Source organism: Klebsiella sp. KTE92, from assembly GCF_000398905.1.
GTDB lineage: Bacteria > Pseudomonadota > Gammaproteobacteria > Enterobacterales > Enterobacteriaceae > Klebsiella > Klebsiella variicola.
In genome coordinates this window covers 2624195-2644817 of the sequence record NZ_KB976100.1, presented here as the reverse complement: position 1 = coordinate 2644817, position 20623 = coordinate 2624195, and the positions used below count along the sequence as shown (strand labels likewise).

Here is a 20623-nt window from a genome sequence, read left to right as displayed (position 1 = left end):
GGCAGTTAAAAATGGCTTTAACCTGAACGGTTTAAATTTGCTCGCGGTGAACCCTGACTTACAGGACACTGCCTCATTTCAGTGTTGTTATTTTGAGTGTCTTTAATGAAAGGTGTTATTAAAATACTCTGCATTATTTGCCTGATCCTCTGAACCTGATCTCAAAGCGTGTATTTCAATTTTCATAGCTGCTAAGTTGTTAACGTCAAAAAACGTAACAAATGTGAGGCATTACAGAATGATTTCTGACAAGTCGGTTGAAAAACTACTGGGTGAACTTTCGGTCGATATAGCTCAGCGCACACCCGGCACCGGTGATTTCCCTACAGCCGTAGAAGGTCTCGAATTGTTCCGCCGAAACGAACCCGCTCCTCCGGTAAGCTGCCTGGTCCCTCCCAGTATCGTTCTGGTGGCCGATGGCGCGAAGATCATGTGGGTTGGTGGTGAACCTTACGAATACAATGCGGAAAAATTCCTGATCACCTCTCTTGACCTGCCTGCCAGCTCGGAAGTATTACAGGCTTCGACATCCCGTCCCTGCGTGGGCGTAGCCTATAAACTTGACCAGCGCGTACTGATGGAATTAATTGCACAGGGAAGCCTGCCGCCGGTTAAAAAACGAGACGCGGGAACGGGTGTCGGTATAGGAACTATTACTGATGTTTTGCTGGAGCCTTTCTGCCGTCTGCTTTCTTTGCTTGACGAGCCTGAAGCCATTCCTGTTCTCGGGCCGCTGATTCAAAGGGAGATACATTACCGGCTTTTGATGAGCGATCAGTCCGATCATCTCAGACAGATTGCAGCAGTAGACGGCCATGGCTACCGTATCGGTAAAGCTATTGACTGGTTAAAGACCAATATTGCATCACCTTTACGCGTAGAAGAACTGGCAAGTCGGGTGCAAATGAGCACACCCTCTTTCCACCAACACTTCAGGCAGCTTGCGGGAATGAGCCCGCTACGGTATCAGAAATGGCTGCGCCTCAATGAAGCCAGGCGACTGATGCTGAATGAACATTACGATGTCACCACAGCAGCCTATGCTGTCGGTTACGAAAGCCTGTCCCATTTCAGCAGGGAATATACGCGGATGTTCGGGGAATCACCCAAGAGGGATATAACCGTGCTGAGAAAGTCAGCTGGTAAGCTTTAGTATTATCGTCATGTATTTTACCTTATCCTGTTATTGTACCGGTTGCGCAAAACTTGCAGGAAAGCCATAAAGGCGGGAGAATCCTGTCGGCGGTGAGGATAAAAGATGTGGTAGCCCTCAAACCAGGGGCACCACTCGGTCAGGACCGCCATCAACCTGCCGTTTCTGATATATTCATCCGCAACATATTCTGGAAGGCAGGCTACGCCCAGGCCATCAAGAGCGGCATCAAGCTGATGTACCGTGCTGTTCGCAATATATTGCCCCTTCACCTTCAGGCTGAACTTCTGGTCTTCCTTCTCGAATTCCCAGGCATACAAACCACTCGTGTCGGAATACCGGACGTTGATGCAGTTGTGGTTCAAAAGATCCTGCGGTTTTTTAGGCTTGCCATAACGTTGAAAATAATCCGGTGCTGCAACAATCAATTGCCGCCAGTCCTGGCTGATTTTAACGGCAATCATATCATTATTCAGCGCATCTCCGGGGCGGATCCCCGCATCAAAACGCTGATCAACGATGTCGGTAAATCCATAATCAATTCCGATTTCAATCTGAATGTCAGGGTAGCGGCTCAGGAAGTCAGGCAGCACCGGGCGGATCAGGTACTGGATAACATCATCTGAACCCGTAAGGCGAATGATGCCAGTGGGCTTTTCACGAAGCTCACTCAGCCGACTTATTGCGTCATCAACCTGCTCCATCAAGGGGCCAATTTCGTTGATCAGCCTTTCACCCGCTTCTGTGGTGGAGATACTGCGGGTGGTTCTGGCCAGCAACCTGATCCCAAGCCTTTCTTCCAGGGATTTTACTGTATGGCTGACAGCTGAGGGCGTCACACCGATCTCTGCTGCCGCTTTAGTAAAGCTCTTGAGTCTGGCCACGCTTAAAAAAACTTTCAGTTCATCCACACTCACCTCCTCCAAGGGAGAAGCCAGCGTACCAGCCAATGATTAATTATCAAATATTTTTCACAAGTAAGTGAAATAAATGCTGATTAATAAATTTTATATCAAATGTTACCTTCACATCATCAATAGTGAGCGTGTCATCACACTGATAACGCGTTTGTGGCTCTGATCCTGAGGTAACAGTTATGCAAGATTTCATCTATCACAACCCGGTAAAAATTCTGTTTGGGCATGACCAAATCCCTGCACTTGCGCAGGAAGTCCCGCAGGATAAAAAGGTCATGATCGTCTATGGCGGAGGCAGCGTAATAAAACACGGCATTCTGCAACGCGTAAAAGGATCCCTTAAAAACACCCTTGTTTTTGAATTTGGTGGGGTTGAACCCAATCCACATTACGAAACCCTGATGAAAGCGGTCGAGATTGTCAAAGCGGAAAAAATTGATTTTCTCCTGGCCGTTGGCGGTGGTTCAGTCATCGATGGTACAAAATTCATCGCCGCGGCCGCTCTTTATGAAAATGATCCGTGGGAAATTATCACCAGCTATGGCAGCGTAGTGAAACAGGCTTTGCCTTTTGGATGCGTACTGACGCTTGCAGCGACGGGGTCCGAGATGAATAACACGGCTGTGATTAATCGTGCCACCACGCAGGATAAACTCTTTTTTGCATCTCCGTGCGTTATGCCGCAGTTCTCCGTGCTTGAACCGGAAATTACCTACACGCTGCCTGAGCGGCAAACCGCAAACGGGGTTGTGGATGCCTTTGTCCATATACTTGAACAATATATCACTTACCCGGTAAACGCGAAGGTGCAGGACCGCCTGGCGGAAGGATTGCTCAATACGCTGAAAGAAGAAGGCCCGACAGCCCTTAAAAATCCTCAAGACTACGACGCCAGAGCGAATATCATGTGGGCGGCTACAATGGCCCTGAATGGGATGTTAAGTGCCGGTGTACCGACAGACTGGGCTTCTCACTTAATTGGTCAGGAAATTACAGCCTTGTATGGCATTGACCACGCCCGCACTCTGGCGATTGTGATGCCTGCCCTGTGGCGCTACTGCAAAAATGAAAAATCTGAGAAGCTGGCTCAGTACGGTGCTCGGGTCTGGAATATTCCCGCATCTGATACCGAAAAAATGGCCGATGAGGCTATCAATGCCACGGTCGCTTTTTTTGAACAACTGGGGGTTAAAACCAGACTCTCTGATTATGATTTAGGGGATGAAGCCATTGCAGAAGTTATTCGTAAGTTAAAAGAACATGGTCACATTGCCTTGGGTGAGCATGGAAAAATTACGGCCAGAGAGGCTGAGGCCTTATTGAAGATGGCGCTTTAATAAGTATAGCCTGCGATTTTCGCAGGCTAAATCTATGACGGTGGTGAGCTGGAATACCGCAATATCATAATAATCAATTTATTATCTGCATTGAGAAAAGAAGTAGAGTCGGATGCCCGACTCATCATCGTATTAGCGAAAGACTGTACCTTCATTGTCACCGCACCACAGACTTGATCTACCAATGCAATCCTCAGAGGATCAGGCAAGTAATTTGAAGTATTTGTGTATTTTATGTTACCTCAAGCCTGTAAATTGTTATCTGCTCACTTAACAGATGAATTTATCTGAAAGTACGCTGGCGTTTTCCTGGCCTCCAGGAAAATTTAACTTGCCGGGATTAACCATTATTAGCATACATTCGGCTTCCTTTCAGAAGCGGAAAGCAAACCCGGTCAAAAATATGAGCAGGAGTGTAATGATGGATGAAGAAAAAAATCTGACTCGTCGCGAATTTGTTGTTCGTTCTGGGGTTGTCATAGGAGCCAGTGTGTTGCTGAGCAGTCCAATTGGTTCACTTGCCGCTGATGTAAATGGTTCCAGAGTGAGAACTCGCGGTTATGCAGCGTTTGACACTTCCGGAAAACTCTCGCCCTGGTCCTTTGAACGCCGAGCAGTTGGTGACAACGATATTTTGATTGAGACTAAATATGCAAGTATTTGCCACTCTGATATCCATCAGATGAAAGGACACTGGGGGGTCCAAAAATATCCTCAGGTTCCAGGGCATGAAATCGTAGGCATTGTGGCGGCGGTTGGAAAGAATGTCACCCGGTTCAAGATCGGTGATCGAGCAGGCGTTGGATGTATGGTCAACAGCACTCTTCCAGACTCAGAGCTGATGCAGCTTGAGAACACGGAGCAATACAGTCCAGCTACTGTCTTCACTTATGGTTTCCCTGAAAGCGATTCTCCCACGGGAATTTCACAGGGAGGGTATTCCACAAACATCGTGGTGCGCGATCATTTTGCTGTTCATATTCCTGAAAACATTACCTTCCAGGAAGCTGCACCCCTGCTTTGTGCAGGCATTACCACTTATTCACCGCTCATGAAGGCTGGTATCGTCAAGGGAATGAAAGTTGGAGTGGCCGGAATTGGTGGTCTGGGCCATATGGCCATAAAGCTTGCCGTGTCTAAAGGAGCGGAGGTATATGCATTCACAACTACGCCATCGAAAGTTGACGATATTCTTTCCTTCGGGGCCAAAGAAGTAATTGTGGTCGATAGTTCTGACAAATTGAAGGCTTATCAGGGAAGTCTGGATTATATGATTTCCACGATCCCTTATCAGTTCGACGTCGCAGCCTACGCATCAGTTGTGAAGCCATACGGAACTTTCACACAGATCGGCATGCCAGAAGGTTTTCAGATTACACTCAATGCGCTTGGTCTTGCAGCATCAAGAGTTAATTTCAATGCGTCAATGATTGGCGGCATGAAAGAAACTCAGGAAGTTGTAAATTACTGTTCTGAAAATAAAATATTACCCACCATCCAGATAATCAAGGCAGAGCAAATTAATGAAGCATGGGATAACGTGTTTAATAAGAAAGCCCGATATCGCTATGTTATAGATGCGTCGACGATGTGATATCAGGAATATGTAACACTTTCCAGATTCATAAGTCCACTGACGTTGTGATGTTCATATTAATCCTCTCTTTTTAATTTTAACCCTCTTTTTGGGGCCGGTGGCCCCGTTTTTTCCAATGCCCGTTTTAAAGGTACTGACGATGACAAAAAAGCATTCAAAAATAGAACAAACATCTTTGAATGATACTTCAGATAATTCTAACTGGAATGGTGTATTCGCTATTTCACTCTGCGTGTTTGCTCTGATCGCTTCAGAGTTCATGCCTGTCAGTCTGTTAACTCCACTTGCCCATGATTTAGGGATAACGGAAGGTACAGCTGGTCAGGGAATGACAATCTCAGGTGTTTTTGCCGTATTTACAAGTCTTAGCATACGCAGACTAGCCGGAACACTGAACAGAAAGTTTCTTTTACTGGCGTTGACAGCTCTGATGGGATTATCTGCCGTGTTAGTCGCACTCGCCCCTAATTATCTTATCTATATGCTGGGGAGAGCTATGATTGGTGTTGTCATTCGAGGATTCTGGTCAATGTCAGTCGCTACAGCAGTAAGACTGGTGCACATTAGTAAGGTACCGCGTGCCCTGGCCGTGTTCAATGGAGGAAACGCCCTGGCAACCGTAGTGGCAGCCCCACTTGGAAGTTATCTTACGGCTGCCATAAGCTGGCGTGGAGCTTTTCTGTGTTTAGTACCTGTCGCAATAATTACGTTTGTATGGCAATGGATAAGCCTTCCTTCTATGGAGCCCGGCAAATCTGGTAAAACCGGGTCATCTGTTACCTCGCTTTTACGAAAAAAGAATGTCGCGGTTGGTATGTGTGCCGCCGGTATCTTTTTCATGGGGCAGTTTACTCTGTTTACCTACATCCGACCGTTTCTGGAGAATGTCACGAAAGTTAATTCTGATGCAGTAACGCTAATATTGTTACTGATTGGGGTAGCTGGACTTGCCGGAACGACAGCGATTGGTTTTGTGATCAAAAATCGCCTTTATCAGACACTGGTTGGGATACCACTTGTCATGGCTTCAGTCGCTGTCATCCTGATCCCTATGGGTAACAATATTCCTACCGTCTGTGTTTTGTTGGGACTTTGGGGCGTGTTATCAACAGCTGCACCGGTAGGATGGTGGAGCTGGGTTGCCAGTGCCACTGCGTCAGATACAGAATCAGGGGGCGGTCTTATGGTAGCAACAGTTCAGTTTTCAATCGCACTGGGGTCTACAGTGGGCGGGATTTTGTTTGATCAGTTTGGTTTTCAAAGTACATTTGCGTTGAGTGCAGGAATACTTATTTTCTCAGCGATATTGACTCTGTGGACCTCAAAGCTAAGAACAGTACCTGTATGAATCGTCGCTTAGCCTCCTTAAAGGGGGCTTTTCAAGATGTCTGGCACCATCCGGCATTGCCCAAATTAAGCAGTTCATGAAGTGATCTTGGATTGATTTGAGATCTTGCATTAGGTACAGAGTACATTCTATTCATGTCCATGGTAATTGAGTGGTAAATGTCGTGAATTCAGTAAACTAGTTGGTTATATCTGGCTGCAAACGGCAATGGATCCTGATGGACACGGAAACCTCTATGCCGCTGCTGTATCCCCTTAGCTAGAGATGTGGTAGCACAAGATTAGCTTTTTGGCTTCATACTATAAGTCTCGTCAAATTCGGCTTCTGATTGAATTACATAGGCAGTAATATCGAATCGCCTCAGACCGTACCGTGTGCGTAAATCGATAAGATTGCTCCAGGTAATAACACCATGCTCTTTTAGTTCTTTATTAAGCAACGCAACAATAGAGGCAGGAATTTGATAATCCTCGACCTGGCGAAACGTATGTCGAAGGCTCATGACTAACCAACCCCATCCACGGGCGTGCGCCCATGCTCGCCCTGCATTTGATTTGACCCGGTTGATGCTTAAAGCCATTCTGTCTGTCGGTTTTATCTCTATAAGCAATCCACGGCCGTCTGCCGTAGCAACAAACAGATCCGGGTAGTAAAGGCGGTTTCTGCCCCTGAAGGTATAGGGAATTACAGCTGGCTGTTCTTGGTAATAGGTGATCAGCTCACTACGTTCCAGTAACGTCAATACTTCAAGCTCGAGTCCGGATTCGTATTGCACCATACGATCGAGTTTCTCAGAGTAGAAATCACCGGCGATGTCTGAATCGTTGACCAGACGCTGGTTTGAAAGCTGCCCAATGGACGGTGGCGGAGCGATGGTCTCTGGCCATTCACTGTCATTCAACCAACCGGTAATGACAGATTCGGTTCTTTCCATCACTGCACGGTTGCGGTTCTGCTTACGCAATTGCGCCTTGTATGACCGCTCTATAGCGGGCAATAATGCCACTACTTCAGTTACTTTCTGAACGGTAAAGCCGGCGGTACGAAGAATGAACTTCGCAGCCAGCCTAAGTGGAATGACGAAGTCAAAACGAACTGTATTAAACAGCCATAGTGCCAGTTCATCGGAGGAGGCAGAAGCTGGCTCGATCAGTTTTTTCAGTGCTGAGCCATATGTGCCCTCATAACGTGCGCGAGCAGCTAAACGCCTAAATCCACGTTCCTGAATTTGACGTACTCTCTCCCGGGAAACGCCCATTTCCTCTCCAATTTCAGCCAGTGTGTGTGGCTGATCATCTACACCTAGGCGCATTTCAAGTGCGTATCGATCACGCTCTTTGGGTATATTTGCCACGGCTGCACTGACGAGCATCAGTACATCAGCATCAGTGGCGTTATCGGCCAGAAACTCTGTGTAAACATTAAGCCCACGCTCTTTATTTGGCACTTGTAAGTTGCCGGCTACATTTACAAATTGCTGGCCATCAGGTGCTGGTTGCAATGTTAAGTTTCGGGCAGAAATTGCATTCTTACGGATAGCAGGTGCCGGACAAATGGCTAGAACCAGTGAATGAGGATCGACGTCTTCCTTCTCACGCATGTAGCGGAAAAGTACGTCAACCGCGTGAATATGGTTTTCCGGTTTGTCAGGTGATGGGATCAAACGCATTGCTGCTGCGGTGATGCTACCAGGGGTGCGCTGATGGAACGTTGCAAGTTGAGTCGTAGTGAGCCCACATTTAATTCCGTTGACAAGTTCAAGAAACTCTTGGTACTCCCAGGGCGCACCATGCCGGGCCGGCAAGCGTTTGGACTCTTCAAATTCAGATGCAGTTTTAAGCAAGATTGCTCCCAGAAATGCTATTTGTCCCGACAGTGCATTCCTACTCTGTCTGGTAAAAAACTTCATATCCTCTGTGAATATAAAAGTTACATTAACATGTTGCGGTTAAGCCACCAACAAGGACACGCGGACCGCACCCGGCCTTCCGGCGCCGTTAACATCATGTCTTGCTTCTGGTTCCGTATCTGCCAAACAATGCCGACTCACTCAATGTTAACCTTTCCCGGCAAACCGCACGCCGCGCTTTCTCCGCCCTAAAATGTCCAGATGACAGCTGCTGTCAGTGCCGCCTCGTTACGTCGTAACACGATCGGGCTCTCATTTGCATGCTCCCCAAGCCAGGTATAGTCAGCGCTCAGGAGCGTGCCCCAGTGGGCATCAAACTGGTGACTCCAGGTCAGACTGTTGTCTATGCCATAAAATCCCCCCGGTGCTGAATAGCGGCTATAACCTGAGCGCTGGCTCTGCTGCGGATCCACCCCATACCAGGTATTCAGGTAACGGTTGTCGCCAAACAGGGCCGCCGTCTGAAAGGCGACCGTGTCATGGTCAGTTTGTACAGGGAGCAACGTCAAGGATGCCTGGTAGCTTACCCCCTGGCTGTCCGTTAAAGGCAGCGTCGCTTTACCTTCAACACTGAGCCACGAAAGCGCCTGCCAGCCGACGGCAAGGGCCGTGTTCAGGGAGGCGTCAATGTCTCCCATCCCTTTCAGATTATTTGCCCCTGCCCGCCAGCTGGCGTTTTTATCCGCCCTTCCCAGATCGTATCCCAGCGTATGTTCGAAGTACCAGCCGCTGGCGTTCTGCAGGTCATATCCCACCCCTTTCTGCGTATCAATAAAAAATGCGCCGTTACGCCCCTGAAGTACAGGAACCACCTGCCATACCTGCTTGTCTGAACCTGAATATCGCGGAGTGTAGTGGCCTCCCAGCCCAATGGTGAAGGTGCCGGAGGAAGTGTCATCATTTGCTTGTACGCAGGATGTCATGGCCGTCAAAAGCGGTACGGTCATATACAGGGCTTTTTTTATCGCTATCATACTGTTCTCCTCACAGACGCCGGCTTCTCCTGAGGCAGGAGCCGCCACAAAATGTTGGCGCAGTATGATTTGGCAAAATCAATGAATCGTCGGGATAGTGTTAAGAAACGGTCAAGGTGAATGGATGTTGTCCAGAAGAGTGCTGATTATTGAAGATGACGCCGATGCGGCTGGCGTGCTCGAAGCCTATTTACGCCGTGAAAATTACGATGTCGTCATTACCGGAGACGGTCTTTCCGGGCTGGATATGGCGCACCGGTGGAAACCCGATCTGATCCTGCTGGATGTGATGCTTCCGGGGCTTAACGGCACCGAAGTCCTGGCTGGCCTGCGCCGTAAAAATGATGTTCCGGTGATCATGGTCACCGCCATGGGAGATACACCCGATCGTATTGGCGCCTTGCGCTATGGCGCTGATGATTATGTTGTTAAGCCTTACCATCCGGGAGAAGTTGTGGCTCGGGTGCAGGCGGTACTGCGCCGCAGCAATCAAACAGAAACAAAGGAAGAGATCCTTCGCTGGCAATCGCTTGAAGTGAATGTTACGGCCATCGTGGCGAGCATTGTCGACGGGGACACCACACCGCGCACGTTGGATCTGACCCCAACCGAATTTTCACTACTGACCACGCTTATGCGCTCTCCTTCACGTCCTTTTTCCCGCCAGCATTTACTTGAGCACTGTTTGCCGGAAAGTGAAGCCCTGGAGCGCGTGGTGGATACCCATATTTATAACCTGCGTAAAAAACTCGAGGCGGCGGGTATTTCCGGCGTGCTGGTTAACGTTCGCGGCGTAGGCTACAGGTTCAGACAACCATGACAAAAACCCGCTACTCCTCCCTGTGGCGCTGGATTTGCGCACGTATATTAGCGCTGGCCATCGGAAGCGTAATTGTCATTGCGACCTGTATGTGGCTACGTTATGCGGTGCAGAATTACTGGAACATAGGCAGAATGCCGGCATCGGTCCGACAAGAGTTTCTTGCGCTCAGCCAGAACCCGCAGGCGAACCCGGCGCGCTTCCATCAAATCGTCGATACCTGGTGGGGGTTGAGTTATTCAACCCCATCCATCGCCTCGGCGGACTGGGTCACCGTGGCGTTACTGGTCCTGGTCATGATCCCTTTTATTGTGGTGATGGGATTGCGATACGCCAGGCCACTGGCGCTGCAATTCAGCCGACTGCGTGATGCGGCAAAGGACGTCGCCGAAGGGCAATTTGGCCGCCAGGCTGAGCTCATCAGGAATGCGCCGGCTGAAATGGTCAGCTTTGCCAGTGACTTTAATGCCATGACGGGAAAACTGGCCCGCTATGAAAAAGAGTTACGTACCTCTCATGTGGCCATGGCGCATGAGCTTCGCTCCCCCCTGACTGCCGCTATCGGACGTTTGCAGGGCATGCTGGATGGTGTGTTTGATGCCAGCCCGGAACAACTGGCAATGGTAATGAAACAGCTTCAGCACCTGAATCGCCTGACCGATGAACTTCATCTGCTCTCGCTGTCTGATGCCGGGAATTTGGTGCTGGAAAACGAACCCTTTCGTCTGGATGAGCTGCTTAAAGAACGGGCGACATGGATCATGCCCCAGGCTGATGCACATCGTTTTACAATCAGGCTTCATCATTCTCAGGCGTGTCCCTTCAAAGGCGATACGTTCCGTATGGGCCAGGTTTTCACCATTCTTATGGAAAATGCCCTCCGTTACGGGCGTGATGGCGGTTATCTTGATGTCACGCTGCACTACGCCAGCGGGCAATATTGCCTCGAATTTCGCGATGACGGTCCGGGGGTATCCTCCCAGTTCCTGCCGGAAATGTTCAACCGTTTTAGCCGGGAGGAGCAGTCGCGTGCCCGCCACTCCGGCGGCAGCGGTCTCGGTTTGTCGATCGCTCGCGCGATTTGTCAGGCCCATGGTGGCAGTATCAGCGCGTCGTTACCTGAAACCGGCGGAGTCGCAGTCACCCTTTTGTTACCCTGGACGTCGTCTGAGATGGAAAATAGCGGCTCTTGATAATACCTTGACGAAACGTCGAATCTTTCTCGACTAAGCGCGCATTTAATAACGCCATCACCTTTATGGAGCGGCGTTATGTCAGATGAATTTTTACTCTCCCTCCGCCACAGTCTGCACCATTTGTACGACGTGGCGCGCACCCTTTCCTGGCTGCACTTTCTCCCCCTGACCATTCTTTCGGTAGTGATTTTTCTGCTGCCCGGATGCGGGGACAACCAGGGTAATACGACTGATCCTGTGCGAACGGTGCGCTACGTTGTTGTTGGCTCAGCGCAAACCCTTCCCGCGCTGGAAAGAACCGGAGAGATCCATGCGCACGATGAAACGATTCTGAGCTTTCGTACCGGCGGCCGGATAGTGACGCGTAGCGTCGATATTGGCGATCGGGTCAATGCAGGGCAACTGCTGGCCACGCTTGAAAATACAACCAGTCAGAATCAGCTCGATGGCGCACAGGCTGATTATGAAGGAGCCAAAGCCTCTGCTCAGGTTGCTGCACTTAACGTCAACCGAATGCAAAAGCTTATGCCAACAGGCGCGATTGCCCGCACGCAGCTCGATACCGCCCGCGCAGACTGGCTTGTCGCCCGCGCGCGTTTAAAAAACAGCGAGTCCGCGTTGCGTAATGCCCGGGAAAGCCTTGGCTGGACGCGTCTGATTGCGCCGCGAAGCGGCGTGATCACCGAAGTAAGCGCCTCTGCGGGTCAGGTGGTCAATGGTGGTCAGTCGGTATTGACGCTGGCGACCGGTGAAGCCCGCGATGTGGTGTTTGATATCGCTAAACCCGAGGCGATCCCGCCACAGGAACAGGCTGGCTTGCGAGTTTCCCTCCTCAGCGACCCGTCGGTGCAAGCGTCCGCCGCGGTAAGAGATATTAGCCCGCAGGCCGATCCTCAGACCCGCACATGGCGCGTCAGGGCTACCCTGCAAAACCCACCGCTGGCAATGGCGCTGGGCGCCAGCGTCACCGTCACGTTACCCGCAACGGGTCCGCATGGATACGCCCTTCCCGCTTCAGCGCTGAGCCGCGTCGACGACAAACCGGCGGTTTATGTGATTAACCCACAGTCGCAAGCGCAGCTTCGCGTGGTGGTGCCAGCATACTATACCGCCACCTCGGTCATTATCTCCGGCGGCCTTGACCCAGGCGACCGGGTGATTACCGCCGGCGTGAGTAAATTACGCTCCGGCGAGCCGGTGATTGCCGGGGAGTGCGAATCATGAAACCCGTATTGCATGAGAAATTTAACCTGTCCTCCTGGGCGCTAAATCATCAGCAGATGGTCAGTTTCTTCATGCTGCTGATCATTGCTATGGGCGCGTTCTGTTATGAGAACCTGCCACGTAACGAAGATCCGGCGTTTACGATTAAAACGGCCGTTGTTTCTGCGCAATGGCCCGGGGCATCCGTAACGGATACCACCCGACTGCTGACCGATACGCTGGAAAAAAAGCTGCAGGAAACCCCCTGGCTTGATTATCTCGAAAGTGAGACCCGCGCCGGGAGCTCCGTTATTCATGTCAATCTTCGTGACGATACCCCGCCGCAAAAGGTGCCGGATATCTGGTATCAGGTACGTAAGAAAATGCAGGATATTGCCCCCTCTTTGCCAGAAGGCGTTCAGGGCCCCGCCGTCGACGACGAGTTTGATGACACGTACGGTACGATCTATGGCTTTATACCTGAGGGCTATACCCTGCGGGAGGTCCGGGACCGTGTTGAGACAATCCGCCGGGAGCTCATGTCGTTACCGGATATCGGAAAAACCAGCCTGCTGGGTGAGCAGCAGGAACAGATAGTCCTCTCTTTTTCTCCAGCGCGTCTGGCAGGTATGGGGTTGAACATCCAGCAGGTAGCGGATGCCCTCAGAGCACAAAATGCGGTTGTCCCGGCAGGTATGATCCGCACCGGACAGGAAAATATGGCGATAAAGGTCAGCGGGGAACTGACTTCTGAAGCGAGCTTACGTGCCGTCACGCTGCATATTAACGATCGTTACCTTCCTCTGACGGATATTGCCACCGTTAGTCGGGAAAACGCCGAGCCTCCCCAGCCGGTTTACCGGGTCAACGGCAAACCCGCCATCGGGCTGGCTATCTCGATGGCGCCGACCGGTAATATGCTGCGTTTCGGCGCCGCGCTGAATGCAAAAATGCAGGCCATCAGCGTCACGCTGCCGCACGGTATTGAGATGGTCAAGGTTGCCGATCAATCAGCGGTGGTCAGCGACGCCGTAAGCGGGTTTATCCGGGTGCTTATCGAAGCCGTGGCGATCGTCCTGGCCGTTTCGTTTGTCTCTCTGGGTTTACGAGCCGGACTGGTAGTGGCTGCGGCCATCCCACTGGTTCTGGCCATGACCTTTACGGGAATGATGCTGGCAGGAATAGGTCTGCAGCGTATTTCTCTCGGCGCATTGATTATCGCGCTGGGTCTGCTGGTCGATGACGCCATGATCACCGTGGAAACCATGGTCTCTGGTCTGGAAGCCGGGGATTCCCGCCGGCAGGCGGCGACCCGGGCTTTTAAAACGACCGCATTTCCGATGCTGACGGGCACCCTTGTGATGATTGCCGGGTTTATTCCCGTGGGATTTGCTGCGTCCAGCGCCGGTGAATATTGCTTTTCCCTGTTTGCCGTGGTGCTCATCGCCCTGCTGTGCTCATGGGTTGTCGCGATCCTGTTTTCACCGTTAACCGGGACGTGGCTGTTATCTGACAACATCAGACAGAAGGCGAAAGGTCCTGGACGGATGGCCCGCGGATACCAGTGGCTACTGCGCAAGGCGTTGCGTCACCGCTTCGCCACCGTGTGTCTTGCTCTCATTGCGCTTGGTCTGTCCGTTTACGGAACAACCTTTATGCAGGGGGAGTTTTTCCCCGCCTCCGACAGGCCAGAATTGCTGGTAAGCCTGACGCTACCGGCAAATGCCTCGCAGTCGGAAACACAAAATACGGCTGAAAAGCTGGAGAAGGCCCTGGCAGGCAACCGCAACGTTGAGCGCTTTTCGACATACGTTGGGTCGGGAGCGATCCGTTTTTACCTGCCTATGGATGTGCTTCTGGCAAATGAAAATATCGCCCAGATAGTGGTGGTGGCTAAAGATCTTAAAGCGCGGGATCGTCTTCATCGACAGTTAAACAGGATACTGGCTACGGGCTTTAGCGACATCATCACGCGCGTATCACCCCTGGAACTTGGGCCCCCCGTCGGCTGGCCAGTGAAATACCGGGTGAGTGGGCCAGATTATCTGAAAGTCAGGTCGATCGCGAACCGCCTGAGCGATGTCATTGGCCGGTCCCCCTCCTCTCGCGAGGTTAATCAGACGGCAGGCGAACCGGAGAGAGTCATTACCCTCAAGGTCAATCAGACCGCAGCCCGGGCTGCGGGCGTGTCGTCAGAAAGTCTGGCCCGGATGCTCAATACCGTCTGGTCCGGCAGTATAGTCACGTCGGTTCGCGATAATGACCGCCTTGTCGATGTGGTGCTCCGGGCCAGGGACAATGAGCGTCTTAACCTTGCCACCTTCTCTTCGCTGACTATTCAGGGGAATGACGGTAAACAAATCCCCCTCAGCGCCTTTGCCACGCCAGTCTGGGGCGTGGATGATCCGGTTATCTGGCGTCGACAGCGTTTGCCTTTCATCACCGTGCAAACTGACCTCGCCCCGGGACTTCGCGCCGAAGCAGTATCCGCAGCGTTGCGACCTGCGGTAGACAGGTTGCGCGCGGAACTGCCTGAAGGCTACAGCATTGAAGAAGGGGGCGCGGTTGCTGAGTCTGAAAAAGGTAATAGTTCGGTCTATGCGATTCTGCCGGTGACACTGGTCATCATGCTCTTGCTGTTGATGCTCCAGTTGCGCAACTATTCCCGTATGGCGTTGGCTATACTGATGGCCCCGTTTGGTTTACCGGGTATCGTGCTGGCTATGTTGCCTGGCGGAACACCAATGGGATTTGTCGCTCTTCTTGGCGTGATTGCGCTCGCTGGCATGATCATTCGTAACGCCGTCATACTGATTAGCGAGGTTGACAGCAATCTTGCTCAGGGAATGGCAAGCGATGCCGCTATTATTGCGGCCGCAGAGCATCGTGCGCGCCCCATCTGCCTGACTGCCTGTGCCGCCATTCTGGGAATGATCCCCATCTCTCATCAGGTATTCTGGGGACCGATGGCCTATGCGATTATCGGGGGACTACTGGTTGCCACGCTGGTTACACTGACCGTTTTACCGGCATCGTTTAGCCTGTTGTTACACCTGAGAATGACGTCCTCAGGCGAGTTTACTGCTTCTTCGGCAGCAGAGAACGAGGAGAAATGCCGAAGGCTTTGCGGAAGGCATGGCTGAAATGAGAGAAATCAGAGAAGCCGAAATCCAGCGCCGCCTGGGACACGCTACTGACTCGTCCGCGTTCGATAGCCTCTCGGCTCGCCTGCAGCCTCTCCTGCCAAATCACTGCCATCGGCGTTTTTTTATGGCGGGCGAAAGCACGCGTGACGGTGCGAACGGAAACGTGGTGCGCCCGTGCCAGGCTTTCGATGTTCAAATCGGGATCGACAAGTTGCCGCCGGATGTAGTTCATCATCCGGGAATACAGATCGCGCTCAACACCAACGTTGTTCAGGTCCTGTAGCTCCAGGCTCAGTACCAGTAGATCCAGCAACGTCTGGGAGAAGCGGCCAGAGATATCCGCTGTGTTCAGACAGGCGGGCATCGCTGCCGCCTGACGCAGCATTTCGCGCAATGGGATCACGCCCGGGCGGCGGTCGTCGAGCACCATCGCGGTGAGGTGTTCGACCCCAGGTAAATGACAGCTCAGCAAATGGCGGGGGATCCGCACCAGATGATTATCGCGCCCGCCAAGACTGAAGCGGAATGTCTGGGCGGCATCGTAGAGCACCAGACTGTCCGCTGCCAGCGTCGCCTTGCGTCCCCCCTGTTCAAGCTGACCGTATCCATCCTGCATATACCCCAACCACAGATCGTCGTCGGGGCCCTGGCGCAAATAACGTGCCGTGCGATCCCAGCTGTGTAGCGGCGCGGACAGTGAACACATATCCACCAGACCCACTCCACGTACCGTCAGCCGTGCATCAAAGTCGACCCCAGCCAGAGGGGCGCTGGCGGCTGGAATACAGTGGCGTAACACTACGTCGTTCCAGTACTCGAAGCGGCGCGACTCGGTAACGCCAACGGTTGAATAGTGGAGACTGCCCGCAGACTGCATGCTATTCATCATCATTCACCTCGCGCCGGGTATTCCGCCAAAACGACAGAAACGTTTCCGCAGACAGCAACTATCATGCCAACGAGCTAATACACCCTCTTTCAGTTACGCCGATCGGCGCTAAGTTACCGGGAGCTATCACTGAAAATCCGCGCCCCCCCCTTTTCTGCTGGCATATAGGGCGTCGAATAGCGGAACGACAAAACGTGGAACCGCACCCTAAACGTGCGGCGTCTGCACTATGGCGGACCATCACACGACGAGGGGCAGGCCCGCAACCGAATGTCCCTTCCAGCCAAACGACTGTCCTGCTGAAGCAAGTACGCCGCAAATTTCTCCCTAGTATCAGTAAGCGTAAGGTCTTCCGGCCACACCGTGCTCCGGACATAACACGACATCAGACAAGAGGGGGAACGTCATGACTTTCAGTAACGCTACGTTTCGCACCAGCCTGGCCGCCTGCACACTGTGGCTGGCAACCGGCCCGGCCCATGCGGTCGATCTCAATTCGCAGGACCTCATTCCCGCCCCCGCCGGCACCGATGCCGTTCTGGGATATTTCACCTACGCGACGAGAGATAGCTTCACCCCCACCGGGGGCGGTGAACTTAAGCAAGAGACCGGGCTCGACTCCTTCGTCAGCATCTTTCGTTACGTTCACTACATGGACGTCGGTGGCTTTACGGTTGCGCCGCAAGTGCTGCTGCCTTACGGACGCCTTTACAATGGCTCACTAAACGGCGTTCGACTTGATTCAGCCAGCGGCCTGGGCGATCCCATCCTTGCCGCGCCGGTCTGGCTGGTCAACAACCCCAGCACAACCTTTGCCATTGTGCCTTACCTGTACCTCCCCGCGGGCTCCTACGACGCCGGACGCACGCTAAACGTCGGTGAAAATCGCTGGAAGTTCGACCTTCAGCTCGGCGGCGTGCAGCAGCTGGGTAACGGTTTCGCCACCCAACTTTCCACGGACGTGATGTGGTATGGCGTCAACGACGACGCCTCGGGCATCGGCACCGGTCGACTCAAGCAGGACAACACCTATCAGTTTCAGGGCTGGGTGACCTGGACGCCGCCCGCCGATAAGAGCTGGACCCTGGCCGCCGGTTATTCCCAATACTGGGGCGGCAAACAGCAGCTTGACGGTATCGAGAACGGACAGGCGACGCGCGTCGATCAGGTCAGGCTGGAATTATCGAAATTCGTCACCCCCACGGTGCAGGTACAGGGTCTGCTCCAGCGCGACCTCAACGTCGATGGCGGTTTTAAGGAAGATCTACATACCACCCTGCGCGTGATGAAACTGTTCTGATGCGAATCGGCACAGAGACATCCCCAGACTCACTACTCACCCGCAACGGAGAAATCCATCATGACCGATCAGCAGCAAAAACCCACACTTTATGAACGTCTCGGTGGTTATGACGCCGTTTACGCTTTCGCAGGAGAAGTGTTGAAGACCTGTATGAAGCATCCCGATATCGGCCATATCTGGGCGCACGTATCCGAATCGTCGTTCCAGAAAGAGCATATCAACTTTGTCGATTTTCTGTGCAAGCACTGGGGCGGCAACACGGTCTACCGGGGACGAGATATGGTAACCGCGCACCGCGGAATGGGTCTGACCGAAGTGCACTGGAAAGCCGTATTCGAGGCAATTGATGAATGCTACGAGAACTTCAACGTTCCGCAGGATATCCGTGAAGAGGTTACCGCATTCCTGACCCAGTTCAAACCCGCCGTCATCGGCAGCCCTTCATACCGGGATGTGGTACTCGCGCATCCTGACATGGACGTCACCAAAGGGATGAAAAGCGTCGGCATTCACTGGCCGAAAACAGATAAACCGTCTTAACCGAGGACGGACATCCGCGCAACAGGCGGGTGTCCGTCTCAGCCAAATGACTGACCTGCACAACCATGTAGTGATGACATTTCGGGCTTATGTTGAAGGCAGGTTGCATTGGCAAACACCATACAAAGGGAACTCCATGGCTATTGAACGTCCTACCATTGAACAACTGCAAGCGCTCGCCAGTCGGCTAAACATACGATTGACGCCTGCGCAAGCCGAAGAATATCTGGCGCTGATGCAGGCCAATTTCGACGCCTATGATCTCATCGACGCCCTGCCCGACGAGATCCCCGCGGTGCACTACCCACGCGCCGCCGGCTATCGTCCTGAAGGCGACGAAAACCCGCTTAATGCCTGGTATTACAAGACCGAGGTGACAGGTGCAGCAACCGGTAAACTGGCCGGCCGCACCGTGGTGCTCAAGGACAACATCGCGCTGGCTGGCGTACCAATGATGAACGGCGCCTCGACGCTGGAAGGCTTCGTCCCCCTCTACGACGCCACCGTTGCCACCCGACTGCTGGATGCCGGCGCGACTATTCTCGGCAAAGCCACCTGCGAGCACTTCTGCTTGTCGGGAGGCAGCCATACCTCCGATCCGGCGCCCGTGCATAACCCGTTGCGCCACGGCTACTCGGCCGGTGGCTCATCTTCTGGCAGCGCCGCTTTGGTCGCTTCCGGGGAAGTCGATTTGGCCATGGGTGGCGATCAAGGGGGCTCTGCGCGTATTCCCGCCGCATGGTGTGGCCTCTATGGCCTGAAACCGACCCACGGTCTGGTGCCTTATACCGGCATCATGCCGATCGAAGCCACTTTCGACCATACCGGGCCGATGACCCGCAGCGTAAAAGACAATGCCTTAGTCCTTGAGGTCATTGCCGGCGCGGACGGATTGGACCCACGTCAGTATGCTCCCAAAGTGGAAGCCTATACCGAGGCGCTCGGTAAGGGAGTCCGTGGCTTAAAGATCGGCATTATGGCCGAAGGTTTTCAGTTGCCGAACCTGGATGCGCGAGTCGCGGAGAAAGTTCGCGCTGCCGTCGCCCGTCTGCAGGAATTGGGCGCGACGGTCGGCGAGATTTCGGTACCGGAGCATAGCCTGGCGGGGGCGCTCTGGTCCCCTATCGGCTGCGAGGGGCTGACCGCGCAGATGATGCATGGCAACGGCATGGGCTTTAACTGGAAAGGACAATATGACGTAGCGCTGCTGGACAAGCACGCCCAGTGGCGTGACAACGCCGATGCGCTTTCCCCATCGCTGAAGATATGCATGTTCGTCGGCCAGTACGGGCTGGAACGCTACCATGGCCGCTACTATGCCAAGGCGCAGAATATCGCGCGTCGCGCGCGTGCGGGCTATGACCGGGCGCTGGCGGACTTCGACCTGCTGGTGATGCCCACTGTACCGCTTGTCGCTCAGCCATTACCGGAACCTGACTGCTCCATTACCGAATACATCTCCCGCGCATTTGAAATGATCGGCAATACCGCGCCGCAGGATATTACCGGCCATCCGGCAATGACTCTCCCTTGTGGGCTGGTCGACGGCTTACCGGTAGGAATGATGTTGGTAGGACGCCACTTCGCCGAAAGCACCCTTTATCAGGCCGCCGCCGCATTTGAAGCTTCCGGCGACTGGCGGATGTTTTAACCCTTAACCATCGGGAACCATAAAATGAGCCATCAACACGACCACGACCATACTGAACCGCCGGCGGACATCGAGCTACGCGTCCGGGCGCTGGAATCCCTGCTACAGGAGAAAGGACTGATTGACCCGGCGGCACTGGATGAACTGATTGACACTTATGAGCACAAGGTCGGCCCCCGTAACGGCGCGCAGGTGGTCGCTAAAGCGTGGAGTGATCCGGAGTATAAACGTCGGCTGCTGGCGGACGCCACAGCCGCCATCGCCGAGCTGGGTTTCTCCGGCGTGCAGGGTGAAGACATGCAGGTAGTGGAGAACACGCCGGACGTGCACAACGTGACCGTCTGTACATTATGTTCCTGCTACCCCTGGCCGGTGCTGGGTCTGCCACCGGTGTGGTACAAATCGGCCCCCTATCGTTCGCGTATCGTTATCGACCCGCGCGGCGTTCTGGCCGAATTCGGGGTAAACATTCCAGAAAGTAAAGAGGTGCGCGTCTGGGACAGCAGCGCGGAACTGCGCTATCTGGTCCTGCCAGAACGTCCGGCGGGTACCGACGGCTGGAGCGAAGCGCAGCTGATCGAACTGGTCACCCGCGATTCCATGATCGGCACCGGCCTGGTCGCCGCGCCATAATAAGAGG

General features: G+C 53.1%; 16 protein-coding genes. 12 read left to right on the top strand and 4 right to left on the bottom strand.

Annotated elements, in window-relative coordinates:
* Window positions 1-238: 238 nt before the first annotated feature.
* A complete protein-coding gene (locus A1WC_RS12935) occupies window positions 239-1153 on the top strand; it encodes an AraC family transcriptional regulator (RefSeq protein ID WP_016161032.1) in 915 nt (304 codons plus the stop codon).
* A gap of 17 nt (window positions 1154-1170) precedes the next feature.
* On the opposite strand, the gene A1WC_RS12940 is transcribed toward A1WC_RS12935, so the two are convergent.
* A complete protein-coding gene (locus A1WC_RS12940) occupies window positions 1171-2064 on the bottom strand; it encodes a LysR family transcriptional regulator (RefSeq protein ID WP_016161031.1) in 894 nt (297 codons plus the stop codon).
* A 185-nt stretch (window positions 2065-2249) separates the two neighbouring features.
* Between A1WC_RS12940 and A1WC_RS12945 the strand changes: the two genes are divergently transcribed.
* The 3 genes from A1WC_RS12945 (at window position 2250) to A1WC_RS12955 (ending at window position 6352) form a co-directional block, all read left to right on the top strand.
* Window positions 2250-3407, top strand: a complete 1158-nt coding sequence (locus tag A1WC_RS12945) for an iron-containing alcohol dehydrogenase (protein ID WP_016161030.1) — start codon at window positions 2250-2252, stop codon at window positions 3405-3407.
* Between the two features lie 418 nt (window positions 3408-3825).
* Window positions 3826-5001 (top strand): NAD(P)-dependent alcohol dehydrogenase, encoded by a 1176-nt coding sequence (locus A1WC_RS12950; RefSeq protein ID WP_228691825.1) that lies wholly within the window; start codon window positions 3826-3828, stop codon window positions 4999-5001.
* 142 nt (window positions 5002-5143) lie between these two features.
* Complete coding sequence (locus tag A1WC_RS12955) at window positions 5144-6352, top strand: MFS transporter (protein ID WP_016161028.1); 1209 nt, start codon at window positions 5144-5146, stop codon at window positions 6350-6352.
* A gap of 280 nt (window positions 6353-6632) precedes the next feature.
* Here A1WC_RS12955 and A1WC_RS12960 read toward each other — a convergent pair whose 3' ends face one another.
* On the bottom strand, window positions 6633-8261 hold the full coding sequence (locus A1WC_RS12960) for a sigma factor-like helix-turn-helix DNA-binding protein (protein WP_016161027.1): 1629 nt from the start codon (window positions 8259-8261) through the stop codon (window positions 6633-6635).
* A gap of 188 nt (window positions 8262-8449) precedes the next feature.
* Window positions 8450-9235 carry a MipA/OmpV family protein gene (locus tag A1WC_RS12965; protein WP_012968225.1) on the bottom strand — a complete coding sequence of 262 codons (786 nt, stop codon included), beginning with the start codon at window positions 9233-9235 and terminating at the stop codon, window positions 8450-8452.
* A gap of 124 nt (window positions 9236-9359) precedes the next feature.
* Here A1WC_RS12965 and A1WC_RS12970 point away from each other — a divergent pair, with 124 nt between their 5' ends.
* The 4 genes from A1WC_RS12970 (at window position 9360) to A1WC_RS12985 (ending at window position 15597) form a co-directional block, all read left to right on the top strand.
* On the top strand, window positions 9360-10055 hold the full coding sequence (locus tag A1WC_RS12970) for a response regulator (RefSeq protein ID WP_012968226.1): 696 nt from the start codon (window positions 9360-9362) through the stop codon (window positions 10053-10055).
* Window positions 10052-11248 carry a sensor histidine kinase gene (locus A1WC_RS12975; RefSeq protein ID WP_016161026.1) on the top strand — a complete coding sequence of 399 codons (1197 nt, stop codon included), beginning with the start codon at window positions 10052-10054 and terminating at the stop codon, window positions 11246-11248. The genes A1WC_RS12970 and A1WC_RS12975 overlap by 4 nt, the downstream gene beginning before the upstream one ends.
* Before the next feature lie 78 nt (window positions 11249-11326).
* On the top strand, window positions 11327-12475 hold the full coding sequence (locus A1WC_RS12980; RefSeq protein ID WP_016161025.1) for an efflux RND transporter periplasmic adaptor subunit: 1149 nt from the start codon (window positions 11327-11329) through the stop codon (window positions 12473-12475).
* On the top strand, window positions 12472-15597 hold the full coding sequence (locus A1WC_RS12985; protein WP_016161024.1) for an efflux RND transporter permease subunit: 3126 nt from the start codon (window positions 12472-12474) through the stop codon (window positions 15595-15597). The genes A1WC_RS12980 and A1WC_RS12985 overlap by 4 nt, the downstream gene beginning before the upstream one ends.
* Here A1WC_RS12985 and A1WC_RS12990 read toward each other — a convergent pair.
* On the bottom strand, window positions 15533-16486 hold the full coding sequence (locus tag A1WC_RS12990) for a helix-turn-helix domain-containing protein (RefSeq protein ID WP_032730996.1): 954 nt from the start codon (window positions 16484-16486) through the stop codon (window positions 15533-15535). The genes A1WC_RS12985 and A1WC_RS12990 overlap by 65 nt on opposite strands.
* 409 nt (window positions 16487-16895) lie before the next feature.
* Between A1WC_RS12990 and A1WC_RS12995 the strand changes: the two genes are divergently transcribed.
* The 4 genes from A1WC_RS12995 to nthA all read left to right on the top strand — a co-directional run bounded on the left by A1WC_RS12995 (window position 16896) and on the right by nthA (window position 20616).
* Window positions 16896-17789, top strand: a complete 894-nt coding sequence (locus A1WC_RS12995) for a transporter (RefSeq protein ID WP_012541726.1) — start codon at window positions 16896-16898, stop codon at window positions 17787-17789.
* 60 nt (window positions 17790-17849) lie between these two features.
* A complete protein-coding gene (locus tag A1WC_RS13000) occupies window positions 17850-18332 on the top strand; it encodes a group I truncated hemoglobin (RefSeq protein ID WP_008804888.1) in 483 nt (160 codons plus the stop codon).
* Window positions 18333-18468: 136 nt separating this feature from the next.
* The gene (locus A1WC_RS13005; RefSeq protein WP_016161023.1) at window positions 18469-19983 is read left to right on the top strand and encodes an amidase; all 1515 of its coding nucleotides are present in this window, start codon (window positions 18469-18471) and stop codon (window positions 19981-19983) included.
* Between the two features lie 24 nt (window positions 19984-20007).
* Window positions 20008-20616: a nitrile hydratase subunit alpha gene (gene nthA, locus A1WC_RS13010; protein ID WP_008804890.1), complete on the top strand. Its 609-nt coding sequence runs from the start codon at window positions 20008-20010 to the stop codon at window positions 20614-20616.
* Window positions 20617-20623 lie beyond the last annotated feature (7 nt).